The following is a 21,728-nucleotide window of genomic DNA, read 5'->3' as shown; positions in this document are numbered from 1 at the left end:
CGTTAGGTTTCGCCGACGAGGTCGGACCCCGGTGCCTGGCTACGCTGGGCCGATGGACACGCGGGCGGACAGGTCGACGGGCCGGACCGGGGGACGTTCGTGACACAGCGGGTGCTGGTGGTCGACGACGACCGGACGGTCAGCGACGTCATCTGTCGTTACCTCGAACACGACGGCTTCCAGGTGACCCACGCGGCCGACGGGGAGTCGGCACTGGCGGCGGTTGCCCAGCAGGCGCCGCACCTGGTTGTCCTCGATCTGATGCTTCCCCGGATCAACGGCCTGCAGGTGTGCCGGGAACTGCGGGCCCGGCCGGACGGCGTACCGATCATCATGCTGACCGCACGCGGCGACGAGTCCGACCGGATCCTCGGGCTGCAACTCGGTGCGGACGATTACCTGACCAAGCCCTTTTCCCCTCGGGAACTGGTCCTGCGGGTCCGTTCGGTGCTCCGTCGCGCCGGCAGCGAGCCGCCGGCCGAGCGACCGGAGACGATCACCGACGGCGGCCTCGTGGTGCGTACCACGTCCCGAACCGCTCGCCTTGCCGGTACGGAACTCGCCCTGACCCTGCGTGAATTCGACCTACTCGTCCACCTGCTGCGGCATCCGTCCCGGGTGTTCGGACGGGCCGAACTGCTCGAGCAGGTCTGGGGCTGGAACTTCGGCGACCAGTCGACCGTGACCGTGCACGTACGCCGGCTACGGGAAAAGATCGAGGACAACCCGGCCGATCCGCGGCGGATCGTCACAGTCTGGGGCGTCGGCTACCGGTACGAGCCGGCCGATGCGTGACCTGCTGCTGATCTTCGCGATCTCCCTCGGTGCGGCCCTTGCCATCGGACTCGCCGGCGCGCTCCTGCTGCGCGTACTGCGGCGCAGTTCGATCGCCGTGCACCTCAGCGTGCTGCTCACCACCACGGTGGTGGCGGTCGTCGTCGGGGTTATGGCGGTCGCGGAGGCGATGTTCCTCTCCCCGCACGACCTGGAAGTGGTCCTGATCACCGTCGCGGCGGCGGCGGTGGTCAGCCTTGTCGTCGGCGGGCACTTCGGCCGCCGGTTGGCGCTCGCCGCGGTCTGGAGTGATCAGGCCCGCGAGCGGGAGCGGCAGCTGGAGAAGGGCCGCCGCGACCTGGTCGCCTGGGTCTCCCATGACCTGCGGACCCCACTCGCGGGACTCCGCGCGATGGCCGAGGCGTTGGAGGACCGGGTGGTCCACGACCCGGACACGGTCGAGGAGTACCACCGCCGGATCCGACTGGAGACCGACCGGATGACCCGCCTCGTTGACGACCTGTTCGAGCTGTCCCGGATCAACGCCGGGGCGCTGCGGTTGTCGTTGACGGCGGTGCCGCTCGGCGAGGTGGTCTCGGACGCCCTGGCGAGCACCATCCCGCTCGCCGCAGCCCGCCGGATCAAGCTGGTCGCCAGCGAGTCGGGGTGGCCGACGGTTGCCGGGAGCGAACCGGAACTGGCCCGGGTGGTGGCCAACCTGCTGCTCAACGCTGTCCGCTACACCCCGGAAGACGGAACGGTGCGGATCGAGGCGGGCCGCGAGCGGGACCACGCCTGGCTGTCGGTGGCCGACACCTGCGGCGGCATCCCCCCGGCCGACCTTCCCCGGCTGTTCGACGTCGCGTTCCGAGGCGAACCGGCACGCACCCCCGGACCGGGTAACGGCAACGGTGACGCCTCCGGCGGACTCGGCCTGGCCATCGTCCACGGGCTGGTCGAGGCCCACGGAGGTCGGGTCGAGGTGCGCAACACCGCCGAGGGCTGCCAGTTCGTGGTCCGGTTGACTGCCGCCTGACGAGGTCAACGCCCGGGGGTGTCACCCGCACCGGCAACGCTGGGACCGTGGACGGGTCACCCCCGCAGGTCGCGGCGCTCGTAGCCGAACGCGCCACCAACCGTCAGCGCGGCGGCGACGAGGAGCGTGGCAAGGTTCCCGGCCAGTCGGGTGCCACGTCCGGCACCGAGGCGAGGTGCGCTCCACGTCGGAGCGTGCGCCCGACCGTCACCCTCGAACGGGCAAGTGTCGAGGGGCGTTCAGCCCAGCCGGCCGGGGACCTCGTAGGCCGTCCGGTACGCCGTCGACGTCGGTGTCGGCATCAGCTGTGAGCGATAACAAGACCGTCGTCAGATCCTTGGCGTCGAGGTGGTGCGGCTCATCGGTGGTTGGCCTGCGGGAGCCGACGGTAGGTGGGCGAGGCCGTCCTGGGTGCATCGATGTGATTCGGGGGATTGGTGTGGACGGTTCGTTACGTCTTGACGAAGAACATGTTATCGCTCACTCTCGATATAGAGGTTGACGGCACCTGTGGCTCACCGGGCGAGCCCGACAGGTCGCGCCTCGGATCATGACGTCCCCCAGGGCATGCGGACGTCGCCTCAGGACTCCCGGCTGTGCCGGGGACAGCCTGCCGGACTTCTGCGACGGTGCGGTGCGGCCGAGGATGACCGTCCCGGATTCCTCGGCCGAGCCGGTGTCGGCCGCCCCGAACGGTTGGTCCTGAGCGGAAACAGCACCTCGCCACCATCGATGCCACCAGTGAGAAGGATCGAGATGAAACCCAGGAAAAGTCTGCTAGCGACGGCAACACTCGCGGTCGCACTGACCGCGGGCATGACGGTGACGCTGGCCTCTGCGGCCACTGCTGGCACGACCCTGAAGGCGGCGGCGGCCGAGAAGGGCCGATACTTCGGTGCCGCCGTCGCGACGGGCAAGCTCTCCGACAGCCAGTACGTCGGCATCCTCAACAGCGAGTTCAACAGCGTCGTGGCCGAGAACGAGATGAAATGGGACGCCACGGAGCCTCAGCAGGGCCGTTTCACCTACACCGGCGGTGATCGTCTGGTCAGTCACGCGCAGGCGAACGGCATGAGCGTGCGGGGTCATGCCCTGCTCTGGCACGCGCAGCAGCCGGGTTGGGCGCAGGGCATGTCCGGCAGTGCGCTGCGCAACGCTGCGATCAACCACGTGACCCAGGTAGCGACCCATTTCCGGGGCAAGATCTACGCCTGGGACGTGGTGAACGAGGCGTTCGCCGACGGGGGCAGCGGCGGGCGACGTGACTCGAATCTGCAGCGTACCGGCAACGACTGGATCGAGGCGGCGTTCCGTGCCGCGCGGGCGGCCGACCCGGGTGCGAAGTTGTGTTACAACGACTACAACACCGACGGGATCAACGCGAAGTCGACCGGCATCTACAACATGGTTCGGGACTTCAAGTCCCGTGGCGTGCCGATCGACTGCGTGGGTTTCCAGTCGCACCTGGGCACCTCGCTGGCGGGGGACTATCAGGCGAATCTGCAGCGTTTCGCTGACCTGGGCGTCGACGTGCAGATCACCGAGCTGGACGTGATGACCGGCGGCAACCAGGCCAACATCTTCGGTTCGGTCACCCGCGCCTGCCTGGCCGTCTCGCGCTGCACCGGCATCACGGTGTGGGGCGTACGCGACAGCGACTCCTGGCGCGGCACCGACAACGCCCTGCTTTTCGATCGGTCGGGTAACAAGAAGGCGGCGTACACCTCCGTCCTCGACGCCCTCAACGCCGGCTCCAACACGCCGGGTTCCCCGGTGGACACCAGCGCCTGGTATGTGTTGGTGAATCGGAACAGCGGCAAGGCGCTGGACGTGTACAACCAGGCGACGACTGACGGTGCGCGAATCACGCAGTGGGCCCGGAACAACGGGGTGAACCAGCAGTGGCAGTTCGTGGACTCGGGTGGTGGCTACTACCGGCTGAAGTCCCGACACTCCGGCAAGGTGCTGGACGTCTACAACTTCTCCACCTCGGACTCCGCGGCGATCGTCCAATGGAGCGACGGCAACGGTACGAACCAGCAGTTCCGGCTCGCCGAATCCACCGGTGGTTACGTGCGACTGATCAACCGCAACAGCGGCAAAGCCGTCGAGGTGCAGGCAGCGTCCACCGCTGATGGGGGGAACATCGTTCAGTACACGGACTGGGGTGGCAACAACCAACAGTGGCAACTGGTCCGCATCGGATAACGACCGGACCATGACCATCGGTCTCCGCCGGTTGCAGGTCCTGTAGCAGGGATCAAACCCGGCTCCGGCAGCGGGTACATCCGCTGGGCCAGCACTCCGGTGGTGCGGGCGGCATCCGTCCCGCCACCGGCGGTGCTGGTCGCCCCACTGCAGCTGATCATGGCGCTCGCGGAGGCCAGCATCCGGCTGGAAGCTGTCGGGGCGGATGGTGGGATGGCGGCCCGCCCCGATGGGGCGGGCCGCCGCGACCGTCATGCGACCGTACAGCTCAGGTTGGTCGGTGATCGGCTGCCGCCGGCGGTGCTGCCGATGTGGCCCACGGTGGGGGATGCTCCCGCGGCAAGTCGTTGTAGCTGGCGTTGGTGACGGTCACCTGGTCGCCCTGCCGGGCTAGGTCATCCCGGATGCCCGCGAACGGTGCGGTCGCGCGGGCAGGGGCTGATGGCCTGCTGCAGCATCTCTCGCCCCACTCGGCCGGTTGAGCATGTTATCGATAACATGCTATTTTTTGGTGCGGGAGCGAAGGGCACGCTCCCGGTCACCTCAGTCAGCCGGCAGAGGCAAGCCCGAGGGCACGCCCTCCCGCCGCCTTCCCGGTCGGTGACCAGTCCGGGCCGCTCCGCCGATGCCAGGCGACCGCACGCGGTCGCCGGACGACTTCGGTCCGGCCGCATGCTCGGCTTCCGATGCCCCGTCGCAGGTAACCACCGGCACCGATGGACGGCCCGCAGACCAACCTGTGTACGCCGCGCCGGCCTGCGCGAGCATGCCGGCCCGCATCGGAAGGATCGCCGCTATGCCTCCACCAGGCAGTGCCAGAAACATCCGCCCACACGTCACGGAACGGCCGAACCGTCGTTCCGGCCGCGCTGAACGGCGGCTCCATCGGCCAGGAACCGAATCGTCGACGGCAAGGAGACGGGACAAGTCGCTATCCGCATCCTGCGGTGGCAGCGGGGCGCGGCCGGCGGTGGCCGGGTCGAGTTCGCGCAGTACCACCGGTGACAAGGAGGCGAGCAATGGCTAACCCGAGACACCTCACCTCATCCATCGCGGTCGCGGCGGTACTCCTCGCGACCATCGCCACCGCCAGCGGCATGCTGAGCGGCGGTTTCCGCGGAGCCGCGGTGGCCGCGACGAACGGCACCCTCGCGACGACCGCAGGCTGTGGCAAGGCCCACACGCTGACCAGCGGGACGCACACCATTCAGAGCAGTGGGCAGAGTCGCAGCTACATCCTCCGGATCCCGGACGGGTACGACAGAAATAGCCCCTACCGGCTGATCTTCGGCTTCCACTGGCTGAACGGCTCGGCCAGCAACGTCGCCTCGGCCGGCTACTACGGGCTTGCGCCGCTGTCGAACAACAGCACGATTTTCGTCGCGCCCCAAGGCCTCAACGCCGGCTGGGCCAACACCAACGGTCGGGACCTGACCCTCTTCGACGACATCTCCCGGCAGATCGAGAACGACCTCTGCGTGGACACGACCCGGCGTTTCGCTCTGGGCTGGAGCTACGGCGGGGCCATGAGCTACGCGGTTGCCTGCGCCCGGCCCACCGTCATCCGCGCGGTCACCGTCCTGTCCGGCGCCAACCTCAGCGGATGTAACGGTGGCAGCCAACCCGTCGCCTACTTCGGCATCCACGGCACCTACGACAGCGTGCTGAACATCTCCCAGGGTCGGTCGCTGCGCGACACGTTCGTCAGGAACAACGGCTGTACCGCGCAGAACCCGCGCGAGCCGAGCCGAGGCAGCCTCACCCACATCACCACCACCTATTCCGGCTGCCGAGCCGGTTACCCGGTGCAGTGGGCCGCGTTCGACGGAGACCACACCCCCAGCCCGGTCGACGGATCCTCCAGCCCCAACGACGCCAGGACCTGGACTTCGGGGGAGATCTGGAGATTCTTCACCCAGTTCCCGTCCGATACACCCCCCACGACGGCACCCCCCACGACGACACCGCCGACCACGACACCGCCCACGACGACACCGCCGACCACCCCGCCGCCGACCGGTGAGCCGGGCAACTGTGCCGCCACCTACAACTCGGTCAACAGCTGGCCCGGCGGCTTCCAGGGTGAGGTCACCGTCTCCAATAACACCGCCACCACAGTCAACGGCTGGACCGTACGCCTGACCCTGGCCAGTGGTCAGACCATCAGCAGTCTCTGGAACGGCACCCACACGGGCACCACCGGCAACGTCACCGTCCAGAACGCCCCCTACAACGGCACATTGAGCCCGAACGCCTCGACCACCTTCGGGTTTACCGCGACTGGCAACGGCAACCTCCCGCCCAGCAACATCACCTGCACCAGCCCCTGAACCTGCCACATCCAGGGCCCGGAGCCACTTGGCTCCGGGTCGCAGGGCGGTGGGCCGGGGCGAAGCCCCGGGGTTTCGGCACGGCCCGCTCGCGCGCCGGCCCGTGTACGTCGTGGACGGGAATCAGCCTCGACGGGAACGTGACGTGCTCGGGATGTGGGCCGGCGCAGGCAGGCAAGGTGCCAGCAGCGGGTGGCCCACCACACCGAGTTACGCAGCCGGGGTGGGCAGGGCGTCTCCGACTACTCGGACGGCGTGAAGGGTGACCGACGCAATCGAGCAGGTGTGGCTCCACGCCATGCACCAGCAGTGCGTCGTGCAGCTCTTCCGGGCGTCCCTGCCCCAGGCGGACAGCCGCCACACGTCCGTCCGCCGGTGGGCGACGGCGCTGCGGCTCCGTGTCAGTGGGTGGGTGGCACCCGCGCGGGGATCGGTGGGGTACGCGGCTGCGCCAGGGGGACGATGCGCCACCGGCCGATAGACCCATGACGTTACGACTTGACGAACGGCATGTTATCGCTCACAGTCGATGGCTAAGGACGACGGCGCCTGTGGCTTACCGGGCAAGCCTGCTTCGTCGGACCTTGGATTAGGCATGCGCCAAGGGCTCTTGTTAACGCTGACATTTCTGGCGCATGCGCCCCGGCCCACGTGCCGCGGGTGCTCATCACCGGGTGGACCGTTTGGCCCTTGGTCATTGAAGGAGGATCATGTCTGCATTTGGTAGGTCTCCATCGATCGCGCCGCCGTCGCGGCGGCGTGGGTGGTTGCCGCGGATCGTCGCCGCTGGCGTCACGGCGGTGGTGGTCGGTGCCGCTGCCGCCGCGGTGGTGTCGACGCCGGCGGCCGCGGCGACGGTCGACACGAGCGCGTGGTACGTGTTGATCAATCGCAACAGTGGCAAGGCGTTGGATGTGTACAACCTGGCCACGAACGACGGGGCACGGATCACCCAGTGGGCCCGGAACGACGGCAACCAGCAGCAGTGGCAGTTCGTCGACTCCGGCGGCGGCTACTACCGGTTGAAGTCGCGGCTGTCGGGCAAGGTGCTGGACGTCTACAACTGGTCGACAGCCAACAGCGCAAGCATCGTGCAGTGGACCGACACCAACGGGTCCAACCAGCAGTTCCGGCTGGCGGACTCCGACGGTGGCTACGTCCGGCTGGTCAACCGGAACAGCAACAAGGTCGTGGAGGTGCAGGGCGCATCGACCGCCGACGGCGGGAACATCGTGCAGTACGACGACTGGAACGGCAACAACCAGCAGTGGCAACTCGTACGCGTGGACGGCGGGGGCAACCCCACCACGCCTCCGACTACGCCACCCGGCAGCTGCGCACTTCCCTCGACGTACCGCTGGACGTCGACGGGATCGCTGGCGAACCCGAGGTCGGGGTGGGTCTCGCTCAAGGATTTCACCACCGTCCCCTACAACGGCAGGCACCTCGTCTACGCGACGACACACAACACGGGAACGTCGTGGGGGTCGATGAACTTCGGTCTCTTCACGAACTGGTCCGACATGGCCTCGGCCAGTCAGAACGCGATGTCGTCCTCCACCGTTGCGCCCTCGCTCTTCTACTTCGCCCCGAGAAACATCTGGGTGCTTGCCTACCAGTGGGGTGGGACCGCATTCTCGTACCGGACGTCGAGTGATCCCACCAATGCGAACGGGTGGTCATCGCAGCAGGCGCTCTTCACCGGAAGTATCTCCGACTCCGGCACGGGTCCCATCGACCAGGCACTCATCGGTGACAGCACGAACATGTACCTGTTCTTCGCCGGGGACAACGGCAAAATCTACCGGGCCAGCATGCCCATCGGAAACTTCCCGGGCAATTTCGGCTCCACCTCGACCGTGATCATGAGCGACACGACGAACAACCTGTTCGAAGCCGTTCAGGTCTACAAGATCCAGGGCCAGAACCAATACCTCATGATCGTCGAGGCGATCGGCTCCCAGGGCCGCTACTTCCGCTCGTTCACGGCCACCAGCCTGGGCGGCTCGTGGACACCGCAGGCCGCCACCGAGAGCAATCCCTTCGCCGGAAAGGCCAACAGCGGCGCCACCTGGACCAACGACATCAGCCACGGCGAACTGATCCGCACCAACGCCGACCAGACCATGACCATCAATCCCTGCAATCTGCAGTTTCTCTACCAGGGGCGTTCCCCCAGTTCCGGCGGCGACTACGGCCTCCTGCCCTACCGCCCGGGTCTGTTGACACTGCAGCGCTAATGGCATGACGCAGGCGGCCCAGGTGTTCCTGACCTTTCCGGGCAACGGCGTACGCCGAATCGGGTGACCGTTCACGGTCGCGATCAGGACCGAGTGGGTCTGGTTCGGGCGGGCTTGGCCAAAGGCCGAGTCCGCCCGGGCCACCGGAGGGGAATGACCGTGACGACGATCATTTGATGTACGACGATGCGAACGCCAACTTCTCACTCGTGGTTCACGTGGCCGCCGGGAGCCCGGTGACGTACCGCACGATCTGCCGGGGGCCATCACGATCGCATGGGTTCGTCGTCGTGGCCGGACCTCGCACGCCGGTGGCACCGCTGCCGTGGCGGACCCGTGAACAGCACGTTCCCTCTCGCGGCATCCCAACACGCCGACGCCACCACCAGACGCCGGCACACATGTCAGGGCCCGCGCGTGCGTTCTGCCCGTGGGTGACCCCCGATCGAAGGAGTAGATCATGAAGGTCATCGGTGAGGTTCGTCCCGCCTCTCCAGGTAGACGTCGCTGGCGGTCAGGGTTGGCCGCGGCGGCGGCCGCGGTCATGGCGGCCGGCACGTTCGTCGCGGTGGATGTTGCGCCCGCAGCGGCGGCAACCGTGGACACCAACGCCTGGTACGTCCTGGTGAACCGGAACAGCGGCAAGGCGTTGGACCTGTACGGTTCGGCCACCAACGACGGCGCGCGGATCAGTCAGTGGACGCGGAACGACGGTGCGAACCAGCAGTGGCAGTTCGTGGACTCGGGTGGCGGTTACTACCGGCTGAAGTCACGGCATTCGGGCAAGGTCCTCGACGTGCAGAACTGGTCGACCGCCGACGGCGGTGCGATCGCGCAGTGGTCCGACCTCAACGGGACGAACCAGCAGTTCCGGTTGGCCGACTCGGACGGCGGTCACGTCCGGTTGATCAGCCGGCACAGCGGCAAGGTCGTGGAGGTGCAGGGCGCCTCGACCGCCGACGGCGCGAACATCGTGCAGTACTCCGACTGGAACGGTGCGAACCAGCAGTGGCAACTCGCCCGAGTGGACGGTGGCAACCCGCCGTCGGGCGGCACCGGGTGCGGCAGGGCGCCGACGCTGTCCAGCGGTACGCACACGATTCAGAGCAACGGCAAGAGCCGCTCCTTCATCCTGCGGGTGCCCGCCAACTACAACAACAACAATCCCTACCGGCTGATCTTCGCCTTCCACTGGCGGGGCGGCACGATGCAGGAGATCTCCTCGGGTGGCACCAGCGGGACCGCCTGGTCGTACTACGGGCAGCAGGAGCAGTCGAACAACACTGCGATCCTGGTCGCGCCACAGGGGTTCGGCAACGGCTGGGGCAATGCCGGCGGTGAGGACGTCACCTTCGTCGACGACATGATCAGGCGGATCGAGAGCGACCTCTGTGTCAACCCGAGGCAGCGGTTCGCCCTCGGCTTCAGCTGGGGCGGGGGCATGAGCTACGCCCTCGCCTGTGCGCGGGCCGACGTCTTCCGGGCCGTCGCGGTCATCTCCGGGGCGCAGATCAGCGGGTGCAGCGGCGGTACGCAGCCCATCGCGTACTTCGGGCTGCACGGCATCTCGGACAACGTCCTGAACATCTCCCAGGGGCGGTCGCTACGCGACACGTTCGTACGGAACAACGGTTGTGCCGCGCAGAACCCGCCCGAGCCGGGAGCGGGCAGCCGTACGCACCTCACGACCAGCTACTCGGGGTGCAGGGCCGGCTATCCGATGCAGTGGGCTGCGTTCGACAACGGTCACATGCCCGGGCCGGTGGACGGGACCTACGCCGAGAGTGGCATCACGACCTGGACCAAGGGTGAGATCTGGAGGTTCTTCGCCCAGTTCTCGTGACGCCGGTCGACGCCCTGGCCGACGCCGAAGTCGAGCGGCGGCGCCTGCTCCCGTACGCCGGGGTAGGCACCGCCGTCCGCCTTCGCGCGTCGATGATCCGTTGTGCGTCCGGTCAGCGTTGCAGGCGGACCGGCTCCCCCGAACCACTGCGCCGGACCAGCCATGCCTCGGTGATGTGGGTGAACATCGCCTCGGCGGCACCGTTCGGGTCGTGGGCGGCGATGAACTCGTAGATGCGCCGATGTCCGCGGTTCGAAGCCACGCACAGGGCGCGTTCGGTCCGGCCCATGTAGCGGGCGGTGTTCATGACCTGACTTTCCAACGACCGTACGACACCGCGAGCGATGCGGTTCCCGGACGCCTGCATGACGGTGTCATGGAAGGTCCGGTCGTGCTCGTGGTACGTGACGTGGTCGTCAACGAGCCCGTCCATCCGGTCCACCAGAGCGCGCAGCCGGTCGAGAGTCTCCTGGTCGGCGAGGCGGGCGGCGACGTTCGCCATGTCGGATTCCAGCACCCGCCGGGTGACGACGAGGTCGTCGAGTACAGCGAGACTGTCGTCCCCGACGATGGTGGCGGCGAGGACGAGTTCGTCGAGCATGTCCCAGTTCGACGGCGGAGTGACCATGGTGCCGGCCCCCTGGCGGACCTGCACCAGCCCCTTCTCCTGAAGGATCTTCACCGCCTCCCGGACGACCGTCCGGCTCACGGAGAAGGTCTCGCAGAGGACCGGCTCGGGGGGCAGGGACGTTCCGGAGGGGTGGACCCCACGGACGATGCGCTCCACCAACTCGGCGGTGACCGCCCTGGCGAGGTTGGCGGGTCGGCGTACCCATGCCGGGGTCGCCGATGCATTCAGGGCTTTCTCCTGCGGTGGCGTCATGTCCCCCTCCGAATGAATCGCCGTGGCACGACGTCCGTGGTCAGTGTACGACCGACTATTGACGTCACACGTCATACGGGTTACGTTCCGGTCAATGATGGCGCGACGGGCGCGTCCGTCGGCCACCCCACTCTCAGAGGTGACAGCGATGAAACAGCGAGCAATGTGGTCGGCCGTCCTCGTTGCGGGGCTGGCGTTGGCCGGCTGTGGGAGTGCCGCCGATTCGGGCTCGTCCTCGGGCGGATCGGACGGCAAGCTGGTGGTGTGGGACTGGAAGTCCGGCGAGGCGTTCGCCGCGTCCTACCTCAAAGAGGCGAAGGCCGACTTCGCGAAGAAGCACCCGGATGTCAAGGTCGAGTTCGTCGCGCAGCCGTTCGACCAGTACTACACGCTGCTCGGTGCGGCGATCCAGTCCGGCAAGGGCCCGGACGTCATCCTGTTCAACGGCGGAGGCCAGATCCGCGACCGGACGGACTCGCTGGTCCCGCTGGACGAGTACGTGGCCGACGACAAGCAGCGGCTGGCCGGGTGGGACGCGTTCACCAAGGACGGCAGGATCTACGCGGGCCCGGTGACGCTGCAGGGTCACCCCATCTATTACAACAAAGCGCTCTACGAGAGGGCCGGGCTCGACCCGGCGAGCCCGGCCACGACGTGGAACGAGTTCGTCGCCGACTGCACCGCCATCGCGAAGGCCGGTGCCAAGTGTTTCGCCCTCGGCAACAAGGAGGGCGCCGGCATTCAGTTCTGGCTCTCGGGCCTGGCATCGGGCATCCTCACCGCCCAGGAGTACGACGACTGGATCGCCGGGAAGCGCGACTGGAACTCCGCCAACGTCAAGCGGGTCTTCCAACTCTGGAAGGAGGCCGGCGACGCGGGACTGAACAACGACGGGGCCAACTCGACCGCGATGTTCAACGACTCCTTCGCCCTCTTCCAGTCGGCCAAGGCGGCCCACGTCATCGGGCTGATGTCGGACGTGGGGCACTGGAAGGACTTCAACGAGTTCCTGGCGGCCGACAAGCTCGGTGTGATGGACGCTCCGGTAGTCACCGCCGGGACCACCCCGAGCCTCGCCTACGACGGTGGTATCGGCTACGGGGTCGCCAAATGGACGAAGGACCCGAAGGTGGCCGCCGACCTTGTGCGATCCCTGACCTCGACCGATGCGCTGAAGGCCTTCTACGCCGACGCCGGGGCGATCGCCGCCGACACCACGATCGACGTGTCGCAGGGCGGCCCGGCTGTTGCCACGATCGTCTCCGAGCTCAAGGGCGGTAAGCCCGCCCTGCATGTGGCGCTGTCCTCGAAGACCCTGGACCTGATGGGGCGGCTCTCCCAGCAACTGCTCAGTGGTTCGATCACCGTCGACGAGGTGGTGAAGCAACTGGCCGCTTCCGACCAGGCGGGCTGAACTCGTGCCGATCGGAAATGCACACCCGTCGGTCCGTCCGGCTCAAACCGGACGGACCGACCGGGCGGTGGCTGGATCATCGGCTGAGCGGGACGGTGCCCGCACCCGGCGCGCCGGTCGTGGCTCGCGCGCCGAGCGCTTCGCTCCCTACGTCCTGGTTGCCCCGGCCGTGCTGATAATCGTGGCGCTGCGGCTCTATCCGTTGCTCCTCGGGGTCAACTTCTCCTTTACCGGCGACGGCGAGCAGAACGGGCGGGCGGTTGGTTTCGACAACTACCGCGAGCTGCTCGGGGATCCGCTGTTCCAGACCGCGCTCGGCAACGTCGGGCTGCTGGTGCTGCTGCTCCCGGTGGCGGTGGCGATCCCCGGGCTGCTTGCGACATTCATCTACCTGAGGGTGCCCGGCCACCGGTTCTACCGCAGCGTCTACTTCTTTCCCGCGGTGCTCTCCCCGGTCATCGTCGGCGCGATCTTCAACCTGCTGCTCGCCTTCGACGGTCCCCTCAACGCCGTACTCGGGGCGGTCGGGGTCGGTCCGGTGGACTGGCTGGGCGACCCGGACCTTGCGATGTTCATGGTGGTCGGGGTGTATATCTGGGCCACCTTCGGAATGAGCCTGGTGGTGTTCCTCGCCGGGTTCGCGACCCTGGACGCCGCGCTTCTGGACGCGGCCCGGGTGGACGGGGCGTCACTACCCCAGGTCGTCTGGCACGTGATCATCCCGAGCCTCACGCGCACCATTCAGTTCGTCTTCGTTACCACGATGATCGGGATGCTGACCTCCATGTTCGGGCTGCTGTTCGTCATGACCAGCGGTGGCCCGGAGGGATCGACGTACCTGCCGGAGTACTACATCTGGATCCAACAGGGCCAGATGAACCGGCCGGCCCTCGCGTCGGCCGCGTCGACGGTTCTCTTCGTCATCATGCTCGTCGTGGGAATGCTGCAGATCAAGCTGCTCGAGCGAGCGGGAAGGGACAAGTGATGTCTCGCCTTCGTCTGGGCCGTTGGGTGGTGGCCATCCCGATGTCGCTGCTCGCGTTGGCAACGATCTACCCCCTGCTGTTCACCGCCAACGTCGCGATGAAGACGCGGCGTGACTACATCCTCGACCGGTTCTCCCTGACCGATGCCCTGCGCTGGGAGAACATCAGCACGGCGTGGAACAGCGTCGGCCTGGGCCGCTACTTCGCCAACTCCCTGCTCGTCGTGACGTCGTCGGTGATTCTGCTGTTGCTGCTCGGATCGATGGCCGGCTTCGCCCTGAGTCAGCTGCGTTTCCGTGGTTCGTCGGTGCTGTTCCTGGGCTGCCTCGCGGGACTGTTCGTCCCGTTTCAGGTGATCATGGTGCCGCTCGCCCGGATCATGGCCGACACCGCGCTCATCGACACGTACCCCGGGCTGGTCCTCGTCTATGTGGCCCAGTTCCTGCCCTTCACCGTCTTCCTGATGACGAGCTACTACCGGGGCATTCCGCCGGAGATCATTGACGCGGCCAGGATCGACGGCAACAGCGTGTACGGCGTGTACCGCCGGATCATGCTGCCGTTGGGCACCCCGGCGCTGCTGTCGGTCGGCATCCTCAACGCCCTGTTCTGCTGGAACGACGTCCTCATGTCGCTGGTGATGATGCCCTCGGCCGACCACCGGACACTGATGGTGGGTGTCACCTCGTTGCGGGGGCAGTACTCCGACGACATTCCCACCTTCGCCTCAGGTGTGCTGATCGCCGCGATACCCGTTCTGGTCGTCTACCTCTTCCTCCAGCGCCAAATCGCCGACGGCGTCGCCGCCGGTTCCACGAAGGGTTGACATGCGGATCACCGGATATCGGACACTATCCACTGTCCAGGAATGGGGACGGCCCGTCGGCGACGCCAACGGCGTGTTCGTCGACGGGGTGGTCCCGGTGCCGATCGTCATCGTCGAGACCGACGCGGGTATTTCCGGGGTCGGACTCGGACCGCACGTCGAGATCGAGCGTATTTTCGCGGCCATCGACGGCGAAGACCCCCGCGCGGTGACAACCCTCTACGACCGCATGCTGCGGCACACCTTCAAGGCCGGGCACGCGGGTCCGGTGTTCGGCACCATCGGCGCGCTCGACACCGCCCTGTGGGACATCAAGGCGCAGGCCGCCGGCGAGCCGTTGTGGCGGCTGCTGGGCGGACGCGATCGGCGGGTCCCCGCCTACGCGTCCGGCCTGGACATCGGGCTGACCGACGACGAACTCGTCTCGACCTACGAGGTCTACGCCCGGCACGGCCTACGGGCCGCCAAGCTCAAGGGCGGCCTCGACATCGAGCGCGACCGGCACCGCCTCTGCCTGGTCAGGGAGGTTCTGACCGAGGCCGGGCACGGACTGCGGCCGGGCCTGATGCTCGACGTGAACGAGGCATGGACCCGCAAGCAGGCCGTACGGCACGTCTGCGAACTCGAACGCACCCTCGACCTCATCTGGATCGAGGAGCCCGTCCGGCGCTGGGACGCGGAGGGACTCGCCACGGTCGGCCGAGGAATTCGCGCCTCGGTCGCGACCGGAGAGAACCTCACCGGGCTCGAACAGTACCGCCCGCTGATCGCCGCCGGCGCGGTCGACATCGTCCAGATGGCCGCCGTATGGGGGGTCACCCACTTCCTGCGGGCGTCCGCCCTGGCGCACGCCCACGACCTGCCGGTCAGCCCGATCGGCAACAGCCCGGTCGGACTGCTGCACGCCGCGACCTCGGTGCCGAATCACCTGACCAGCGAGCTACAGGACCTGCGTCCACCGGCCGGCGTCTCCATCGACCTTCACGTCGAGGACGGGGCCTTCGTCCTCGGAGACTCGCCGGGACTGGGCGTCCTGGTCGACGAGGACCGGATCCGGGAGGCCACCCGCCGCCCGCAGACGCAGACGACCGAGGGCCCCAACGTCCGGCCGGAGCGAGCCGGACGACGGCTGCTCGCCGGGGTCGACGGGATCGCGCCCGTACGCCAGGTTCCCGTCGGGCCGCTGAATTCCCACAACGCGGTGTCGCCTACCGCGCACCACTGACCTGGACACGGCTACCCGGACTCGTCCGGCGGGGCCGCCCGGGTCCGGACGCGGGCCCGGGGTCCGCCCGGTCGGCTCCGGTACCGGGGTGCCGGTTTCAGCGCGAGGTACCGACAGACCAAGGGGATCGTGGGTGCACCGCCACGGTGGTGCACCCACGACCATGCCCGGTCGGGACGACCGATGTACCGACTGCGAGACGGAGGATCGATGAAGACAGTCGTCTACCGGGGTGCGCGGCACCTCGGGATCGAGGAACGTGAACCGGAACCACCGGGTCGCGGCCAGGTGCGGATCGCGGTGGCGTACACCGGGATCTGCGGCACCGACCTGCACATTTACCACGGGGACATGGACGCCCGGGTCGGCCCCTCGGCGATCATCGGGCACGAGATGTCCGGGCGGATCGCGGCTGTAGGCGAGTACGCCACCGGTTGGACGGTCGGACAGGCCGTGACGGTGATGCCAACCCGGTCGTGCGGACGATGCGCGGCCTGCCGGAACGGGAACTCCCACGTCTGCCACGCCATGAATTTTCTCGGCATCGACTCGCCGGGCGCCATGCAGTCCTTCTGGAACGTGCCGGCGGAACTGGTCCTGCCGCTCCCCGAGGAACTGCCGCTCGACCACGCGGCGCTCATCGAACCGGTCGCGGTCGCGGTGCACGACGTACGGCGGGGAAACGTGACCGCCGACGATCTGGTGGTCGTGGTCGGCGGCGGGCCGATAGGGGTTCTCATCGCCGCCGTCGCGCAGGGCCGCGGCGCGCAGGTGCTCCTCGTCGAGCCGGACCCGTTCCGGCGTGCGGTCGCGGGAGAAATCGGGATCGACGTCGTCGACCCGGGTACGACCGACGTCGTGGCGTTGGTGAACGACCGCACCGAGGGCGCGGGCGCCGACGTCGCCTTCGAGGTGTCCGGCTCCGCCGCCGGGGTCGCCACGGCGGTCGACGTCCTGACCACTCGCGGCCGACTGGTGATGGTCGCGATTCACCCTCAACCCCGGGAGGTCAACCTGCACCGGTTCTTCTGGCGGGAGTTGGAGTTGCTCGGTGCCCGCCTGTACCAGCGCGACGACATGGCGGAGGCGATCCGTTTGGTCGCCTCCGGCGCGATCCCGGTGCGACAGCTCATCTCCCGGGTCGAACCCGTCGAGGCGGTCGCCGCCGCGTTCACGGCCCTGGAGGGTGGCGGCGTCATGAAGGTGCTGCTCGACCTGCGGGAGGGCAACCGGTGATGACCCTGTTCGACCTGTCCGGGCGGACCGCCGTCGTGACCGGTGCCCGGCGCGGAATCGGTCTTGCCATGGCCGAGGCCCTGGCCCTTGCCGGTGCCGACGTCGTCGGCGTCTCCGCTCAGATGGAAGCGCATGGAAGCGAGGTGGAACGCCGGGTCCGGGCGGCCGGCAGCCGGTTCACCGCGCTGCGGGCCGATCTCGCCGACCGGGCGGCCGTGCACCGGTTGGCCCGCGACCTCACCGCGCTCGGGCCGATCGACATCCTGGTGAACAACGGCGGCACGATTGCCCGTACCCCGGCCGCCGACCACCCGGACGAGATGTGGGACCACGTGATCGAGGTGAACCTGAGCAGCCAGTTCGTGCTGAGCCGGGAGATCGGCAGGGCGATGGTCGAGCGTGGCCGAGGAAAGATCATTTTCACCGCGTCGCTGCTGAGTTTCCAGGGCGGCATCACCGTTCCCGGCTACGCCGCGTCGAAGTCGGGAGTGGCCGGGCTCACCAAGGCGCTGGCGAACGAGTGGGCGGCCAGCGGGGTCAACGTCAACGCCATCGCCCCCGGCTACATCGCCACCGACAACACCCAGGCGCTGCGCGACGACCCCGACCGGGAACGGGCGATCCTCGCCCGGATTCCGGCGGCCCGCTGGGGCCGCGCCGACGATCTCGGCGGCGCCACGGTGTTTCTGGCATCGGCGGCATCGGACTACGTCAACGGAGTCGTGCTGCCCGTCGACGGCGGCTGGCTCGGCCGATGACGAGCGAGCAGTGGGCACCGAAACGCCGCCCGGCGGTACGCCGCACCGAACCGGGCTTCGGCGCGTCCGGCCACACCTGTCCGGGGCGGGTCAGCTCCGCCCGCACTCGTCTCGGTTGACGGCGACGTCCCGGTCGGGACCGGCTCCGTTTCGTCGGACGCCGGTCCCGACGGGACCGTCACTGGCTACCGCGGTAGCCGTGGTTGGTCAGGCCAGGCTGAACCGCCACTGCTGGTTGGTGGACCCGAGGCAGTTCCACTGCAACAGCCGGGCGCCGTCGCTGGTGGCGGCGCTGGCGACATCCACGCAGAGCCCGCTCGGCGCGCTCGTCAGGGTGTACACCCCGGCGGTCCCCGTCGTCCCGGCGGTGAATTTCTGCTGGTTGCTGTTGTTGCAGGTGGCCTGCTGGAGGAAGGCCCCCGCCGTAGTGGAGCCGCCGGTCACCTCGACGCACTTGCCGCTGTGGACCGCCTTCAGGTAGATCGCACCACTGCCGGCGTCGACGGCCTGCCACTTCTGGTTGTTGCCGCCGGTGGCCGCCCACTGGTGGATCTGGGCGCCGTCGGCGGTGGACACGCCGCTGACGTCCATCAGCTTGCCGCTGTGCAACGCGGTGAGGGTCCACGTCCGGCCCGCTACGCCGCCGGTGTTGGGCACGCCGACACCGGCGCCGCCGAACGTGTGCGAGTCGAGATCGAACCAGTTGCTCGCGCTGCCCTTGAACACCAGGTAGAGCGTCTGGGTTCCGGCGAGGGCGGCAACGTTCACCGGTGCCGTGGACTGATAGTTGTCCCATCCACCGGTGCTGGGCACCGGTGTGGTGGCCAGTAGGGTGCCGGTCGGCGAGCCGGCGCGCAGTTCGATCGATCCGCCACCGGAGGGCGACGACAGCCGGTAGCTGACGTTCGTGATGCCCGACAGGCTCATCGGGGTGAACGCCACCCAGTCGTTGTTGGAGATGTCCCCGACGCGCTTGCCGCTCTCCGCGCCGGCCTGGTCGACGATCCGGGTGCCGGATTGGCTGCTGTAGTACTCGGCCTGCTTGTGCTTGGGCTGGAGAATCGCCTGTCCGTAGCCGGTGAGCGGAGCCGCGCCACCCGCGCCGCCGTTGTCGGTGTACTTCGCGTTCAGCACGTAGAACAGGTTTGCGCCGTCGGGATGTCCACCGAGCAGGTCGGTGGAGATGGTGCCCGAGCAGCCCGGGTATTCCGTGGTTTCGTGCGCGTGGTCGTCGTGCCCGAGCGCCGGGTTGAGGACCACCTTGGCGCAGTCGATCGGGTCGCCGCCTGGGTCGGAGACACTGATTTGGTACGAGACCCGGTCACCGAAGGTGAGCATGCCGCCGTTCGACGGGGTGGTGATGGTGACCACCGGTGCGGTGTTGCCGACGGTGATCTGGACGTTGGCGAAGCCGGTCTTGCCGGTGTTGTCGGTGACTTTCAACTGCGCCGCATAGTTGCCGTTGGTGGTGTAGACGTGTGACGGGTTGGCCGCCGTCGAGGTGGTGCCGTCGCCGAACGTCCACTGGTAGGTGAGCGTGTTGCCGGGGTCCGGATCGGCCGTGCCGGCACTGCTGAACTGGACGTTGAGCGGTGCGTTGCCGCTGGTGGGCGTACCGGTGGCCTTGGCGACCGGCGACCGTCCGCCCTGGACGTAGTCGATCCGGTAGAGCCCGGAATCGCTGTTTCCACCGCCGAAGTTGGTGCCCCACTCCAGCAGGTAGAGCGAGCCGTCCCGGCCGAACTCCATGTCCATCGGCTTGTTGAACCTCGCCGTCGGCAGGAACGGGTTGGTGCGGGTCACCGCCGTGGCGGAGTCGAAGTGCACCTCCTTGACGTAGCTGCGCGACCACTCGTAGAAGAAGTGGACGCCGTCGTAGTACGGCGGAAACTTGGTTGCGGACGGGTTAGCCGGGTCGTACCGGTAGACCGGTCCGCCCATCGGGCCGGAACCGCCGGATCCGAGCTCCGGGAAGGTCGGCGAGGTGCCGTAGCCGTACCACAGGTTGGGCGCGACGACTGGCCGCAGGCTGGTCAGCCCGGTGTTGTTGGGCGAGTTGTTGACCGGTGCGGAGCAGTTGAACTTGGCGCCGACGACGCCGGTGTCCGGGTTGAACGGCGCGTAGGGCTGGTTGTCGCCGTGGCAGAACGGCCAGCCGTAGTTACCCGCCGACTTGATCACGTTGAGCTCGACGAGCCCCTCGGGGCCGCGATTGGTGGTCGGTGGGTTCCGGTCGGGGCCGTAGTCGGCCAGGTAGACCCAGCCGTTGGCCGGGTCGATCGAGAAGCGGAACGGGTTGCGAAAGCCCATGGCGTAAATTTCCGGTCGGGTCTGTGCCGTTCCCTGCGCGTAGAGGTTGCCCGTCGGGATGGTGTAGCCGCCGCTGGTCGAGGGCCTGATGCGCAGCAGCTTGCCGCGCAGGTCGTTGGTGTTGCCGGCGGTCCGGGCGGCGTCGAGATTGGCCTTGCCCGACCGCCAGTCCAGCGGCGCGTAGCCCTGCCAGTTGGGGTCGAGGTTCGGCGGCGTGTCGTCCCCGGTGCCGATGTAGAGGTTTCCGTCGGGACCGAATTCGAGGTATCCGCCGGTGTGGCCGGGTTCCGGGAACGTGCGGTCACGGTACGCCGGGATGTCGATGATCCGGACCTCGCTGGACAGGTTGAGCGTGTCGCCGGTGAGCGTGTAACGGGAGACGCGGTTGACGTCGGTCGTGCTGCTCGACGGCGAGTGGTACAGGTACACGTGACCGTTGGTGGCGAAGTTCGGGTCGAGCGCCAGCCCGGTGAGGCCATCCTCGCCGCCGGTGTAGACGCTGAGCGTGCCCGCGGTGACGGTGGTGCTCGTGCCGGGTTTGAAGATCTTGACCTGCCCGCCCCGCTGGACGTAGAGGACACGCCCGTCCGGTGCCACGGCCAGGGACATCGGGTCGACCGTGTTGTCGTCGAGGGCACGCTTCTCGAAGTTGCCCCAGACGGTGCCGCCGCAGTCGCCGGCCTCGTTGCCGGCCGCCCACTTGACTCCACCCAGGACGTGGTTGCGGAAGTACGTCTCGCTGTACGACTCGGCGGCGTGCCCCATTGCGGTGGTCCAGACCCGGCCGGAGGCGACGTTGCGGCACCAGGAGATCGGATGGTCCGGCCCCATCGCCCGTGAGCCCGGGTTGTACGTCCGCTCGTCGGCGGTCACCAGGACGTGGACGTCGCCGCGGGGGTTGCGGTCGAAGTTGTACCACTCCTCGCTACGGTTCCAGCGGTCCGGCAGGCCGGCCGTGGACGGGTGCTTCTTGTCGGCGACGATGGCGGTGCCGGGCAGCACGCCGGGGGAGTGTTCCGGCATGTGCGCGCCGGCGTTCACGGTCTGGTCCCACCACGGGTACTCGGATTCGATGCCCATGTCCGTGGCGTTGTGGATGGCGACGATTCCCTTACCGCTGGCGAGGAAACCCTCCACCGCCTGGCGTTGGGCCGCCGAGGTCCACACCATGCCCGAGGTCTGGAACATGATGAGGACGTCGAAGGTGGCGAGGTTGGCCGCGGTGAAGACGTTCGAGTCCTCGCTGTGTACCAACTCGAAGTTGTTCGCGGTCGCCTGCTGCTGGAACATCGAGACCCCGGCGGGGATCGAGTCGTGTCGGTAGCCGGTGGTCTTGGTGAACAGCAGGGCTCGGAAGGCCGGGGCCGCCGATGCCGGTTGGACGAGCGCGAGCGCGAGTAACAGGCCCGCGATCAACCCGATGATCAATGTCTTGCGACGCATGCCGTCTCCTAATGTGGGCGGGCAACGGGATTGCGACCACGGGCCCCACGGCGTGTCAGGTTGTGCCTGGACGCGCGAGGGGGCACGAGTGTGCCGGTTGGTCGTCGTGCCGTCCGCCGCAACGGCAGTCAGCCCCTGCAGGACGTCACACAGCGTGGCATGGGCTGTGTTCTCGTCCCGTGGTCTGTGAGGTCAGGATGCGCTAGGCATCGATGG

General features: G+C 67.9%; 14 protein-coding genes. 12 read left to right on the top strand and 2 right to left on the bottom strand.

The features are described from left to right. Positions 1-99: 99 nt before the first annotated feature. The 6 genes from OIE47_RS37760 to OIE47_RS37735 all read left to right on the top strand — a co-directional run bounded on the left by OIE47_RS37760 (position 100) and on the right by OIE47_RS37735 (position 10,431). Entirely contained in the window at positions 100-795 is a 696-nt protein-coding gene (locus tag OIE47_RS37760; RefSeq protein WP_326559351.1) for a response regulator transcription factor, read from the top strand. After that, on the top strand, positions 788-1,810 hold the full coding sequence (locus OIE47_RS37755; protein WP_326559350.1) for a sensor histidine kinase: 1,023 nt from the start codon (positions 788-790) through the stop codon (positions 1,808-1,810). The genes OIE47_RS37760 and OIE47_RS37755 overlap by 8 nt, the downstream gene beginning before the upstream one ends. 756 nt (positions 1,811-2,566) lie before the next feature. Beyond that, positions 2,567-4,018, top strand: a complete 1,452-nt coding sequence (locus tag OIE47_RS37750; protein WP_326559349.1) for an endo-1,4-beta-xylanase — start codon at positions 2,567-2,569, stop codon at positions 4,016-4,018. A gap of 1,019 nt (positions 4,019-5,037) precedes the next feature. Then, positions 5,038-6,348, top strand: coding sequence for a cellulose binding domain-containing protein (locus OIE47_RS37745; RefSeq protein WP_326559348.1), 1,311 nt, complete (start codon positions 5,038-5,040; stop codon positions 6,346-6,348). 710 nt (positions 6,349-7,058) lie between these two features. Beyond that, positions 7,059-8,588, top strand: coding sequence for a non-reducing end alpha-L-arabinofuranosidase family hydrolase (locus tag OIE47_RS37740; RefSeq protein ID WP_326559347.1), 1,530 nt, complete (start codon positions 7,059-7,061; stop codon positions 8,586-8,588). Positions 8,589-9,048: 460 nt separating this feature from the next. Beyond that, complete coding sequence (locus OIE47_RS37735) at positions 9,049-10,431, top strand: RICIN domain-containing protein (protein WP_326559346.1); 1,383 nt, start codon at positions 9,049-9,051, stop codon at positions 10,429-10,431. A 112-nt stretch (positions 10,432-10,543) separates the two neighbouring features. Here OIE47_RS37735 and OIE47_RS37730 read toward each other — a convergent pair whose 3' ends face one another. Beyond that, positions 10,544-11,314, bottom strand: coding sequence for a FadR/GntR family transcriptional regulator (locus tag OIE47_RS37730; RefSeq protein ID WP_326559345.1), 771 nt, complete (start codon positions 11,312-11,314; stop codon positions 10,544-10,546). Positions 11,315-11,462: 148 nt separating this feature from the next. Here OIE47_RS37730 and OIE47_RS37725 point away from each other — a divergent pair, with 148 nt between their 5' ends. From OIE47_RS37725 to OIE47_RS37700, 6 genes are all read left to right on the top strand, one after another. Continuing rightward, positions 11,463-12,728: an ABC transporter substrate-binding protein gene (locus tag OIE47_RS37725; protein WP_326559344.1), complete on the top strand. Its 1,266-nt coding sequence runs from the start codon at positions 11,463-11,465 to the stop codon at positions 12,726-12,728. 67 nt (positions 12,729-12,795) lie between these two features. Then, positions 12,796-13,713, top strand: coding sequence for a carbohydrate ABC transporter permease (locus OIE47_RS37720; RefSeq protein ID WP_326559343.1), 918 nt, complete (start codon positions 12,796-12,798; stop codon positions 13,711-13,713). Beyond that, positions 13,713-14,540 carry a carbohydrate ABC transporter permease gene (locus OIE47_RS37715; RefSeq protein ID WP_326559342.1) on the top strand — a complete coding sequence of 276 codons (828 nt, stop codon included), beginning with the start codon at positions 13,713-13,715 and terminating at the stop codon, positions 14,538-14,540. Before OIE47_RS37720 ends, OIE47_RS37715 begins: the two co-directional genes overlap by 1 nt. A gap of 1 nt (position 14,541) precedes the next feature. After that, positions 14,542-15,765: a mandelate racemase/muconate lactonizing enzyme family protein gene (locus tag OIE47_RS37710; RefSeq protein WP_326559341.1), complete on the top strand. Its 1,224-nt coding sequence runs from the start codon at positions 14,542-14,544 to the stop codon at positions 15,763-15,765. Positions 15,766-15,975: 210 nt separating this feature from the next. Beyond that, entirely contained in the window at positions 15,976-17,001 is a 1,026-nt protein-coding gene (locus OIE47_RS37705) for a zinc-dependent alcohol dehydrogenase (RefSeq protein ID WP_326559340.1), read from the top strand. Further along, positions 17,001-17,759 carry an SDR family oxidoreductase gene (locus tag OIE47_RS37700; protein ID WP_326559339.1) on the top strand — a complete coding sequence of 253 codons (759 nt, stop codon included), beginning with the start codon at positions 17,001-17,003 and terminating at the stop codon, positions 17,757-17,759. The genes OIE47_RS37705 and OIE47_RS37700 overlap by 1 nt, the downstream gene beginning before the upstream one ends. A 207-nt stretch (positions 17,760-17,966) precedes the next feature. Here OIE47_RS37700 and OIE47_RS37695 read toward each other — a convergent pair whose 3' ends face one another. Then, positions 17,967-21,512, bottom strand: coding sequence for a ThuA domain-containing protein (locus tag OIE47_RS37695; protein WP_326559338.1), 3,546 nt, complete (start codon positions 21,510-21,512; stop codon positions 17,967-17,969). Positions 21,513-21,728 lie beyond the last annotated feature (216 nt).

The sequence above is a fragment of the Micromonospora sp. NBC_01796 genome (assembly GCF_035917455.1).
In the GTDB taxonomy this organism is placed as follows: Bacteria; Actinomycetota; Actinomycetes; order Mycobacteriales; family Micromonosporaceae; genus Micromonospora_G.
This window is presented reverse-complemented; position numbering and strand designations above follow the sequence as displayed.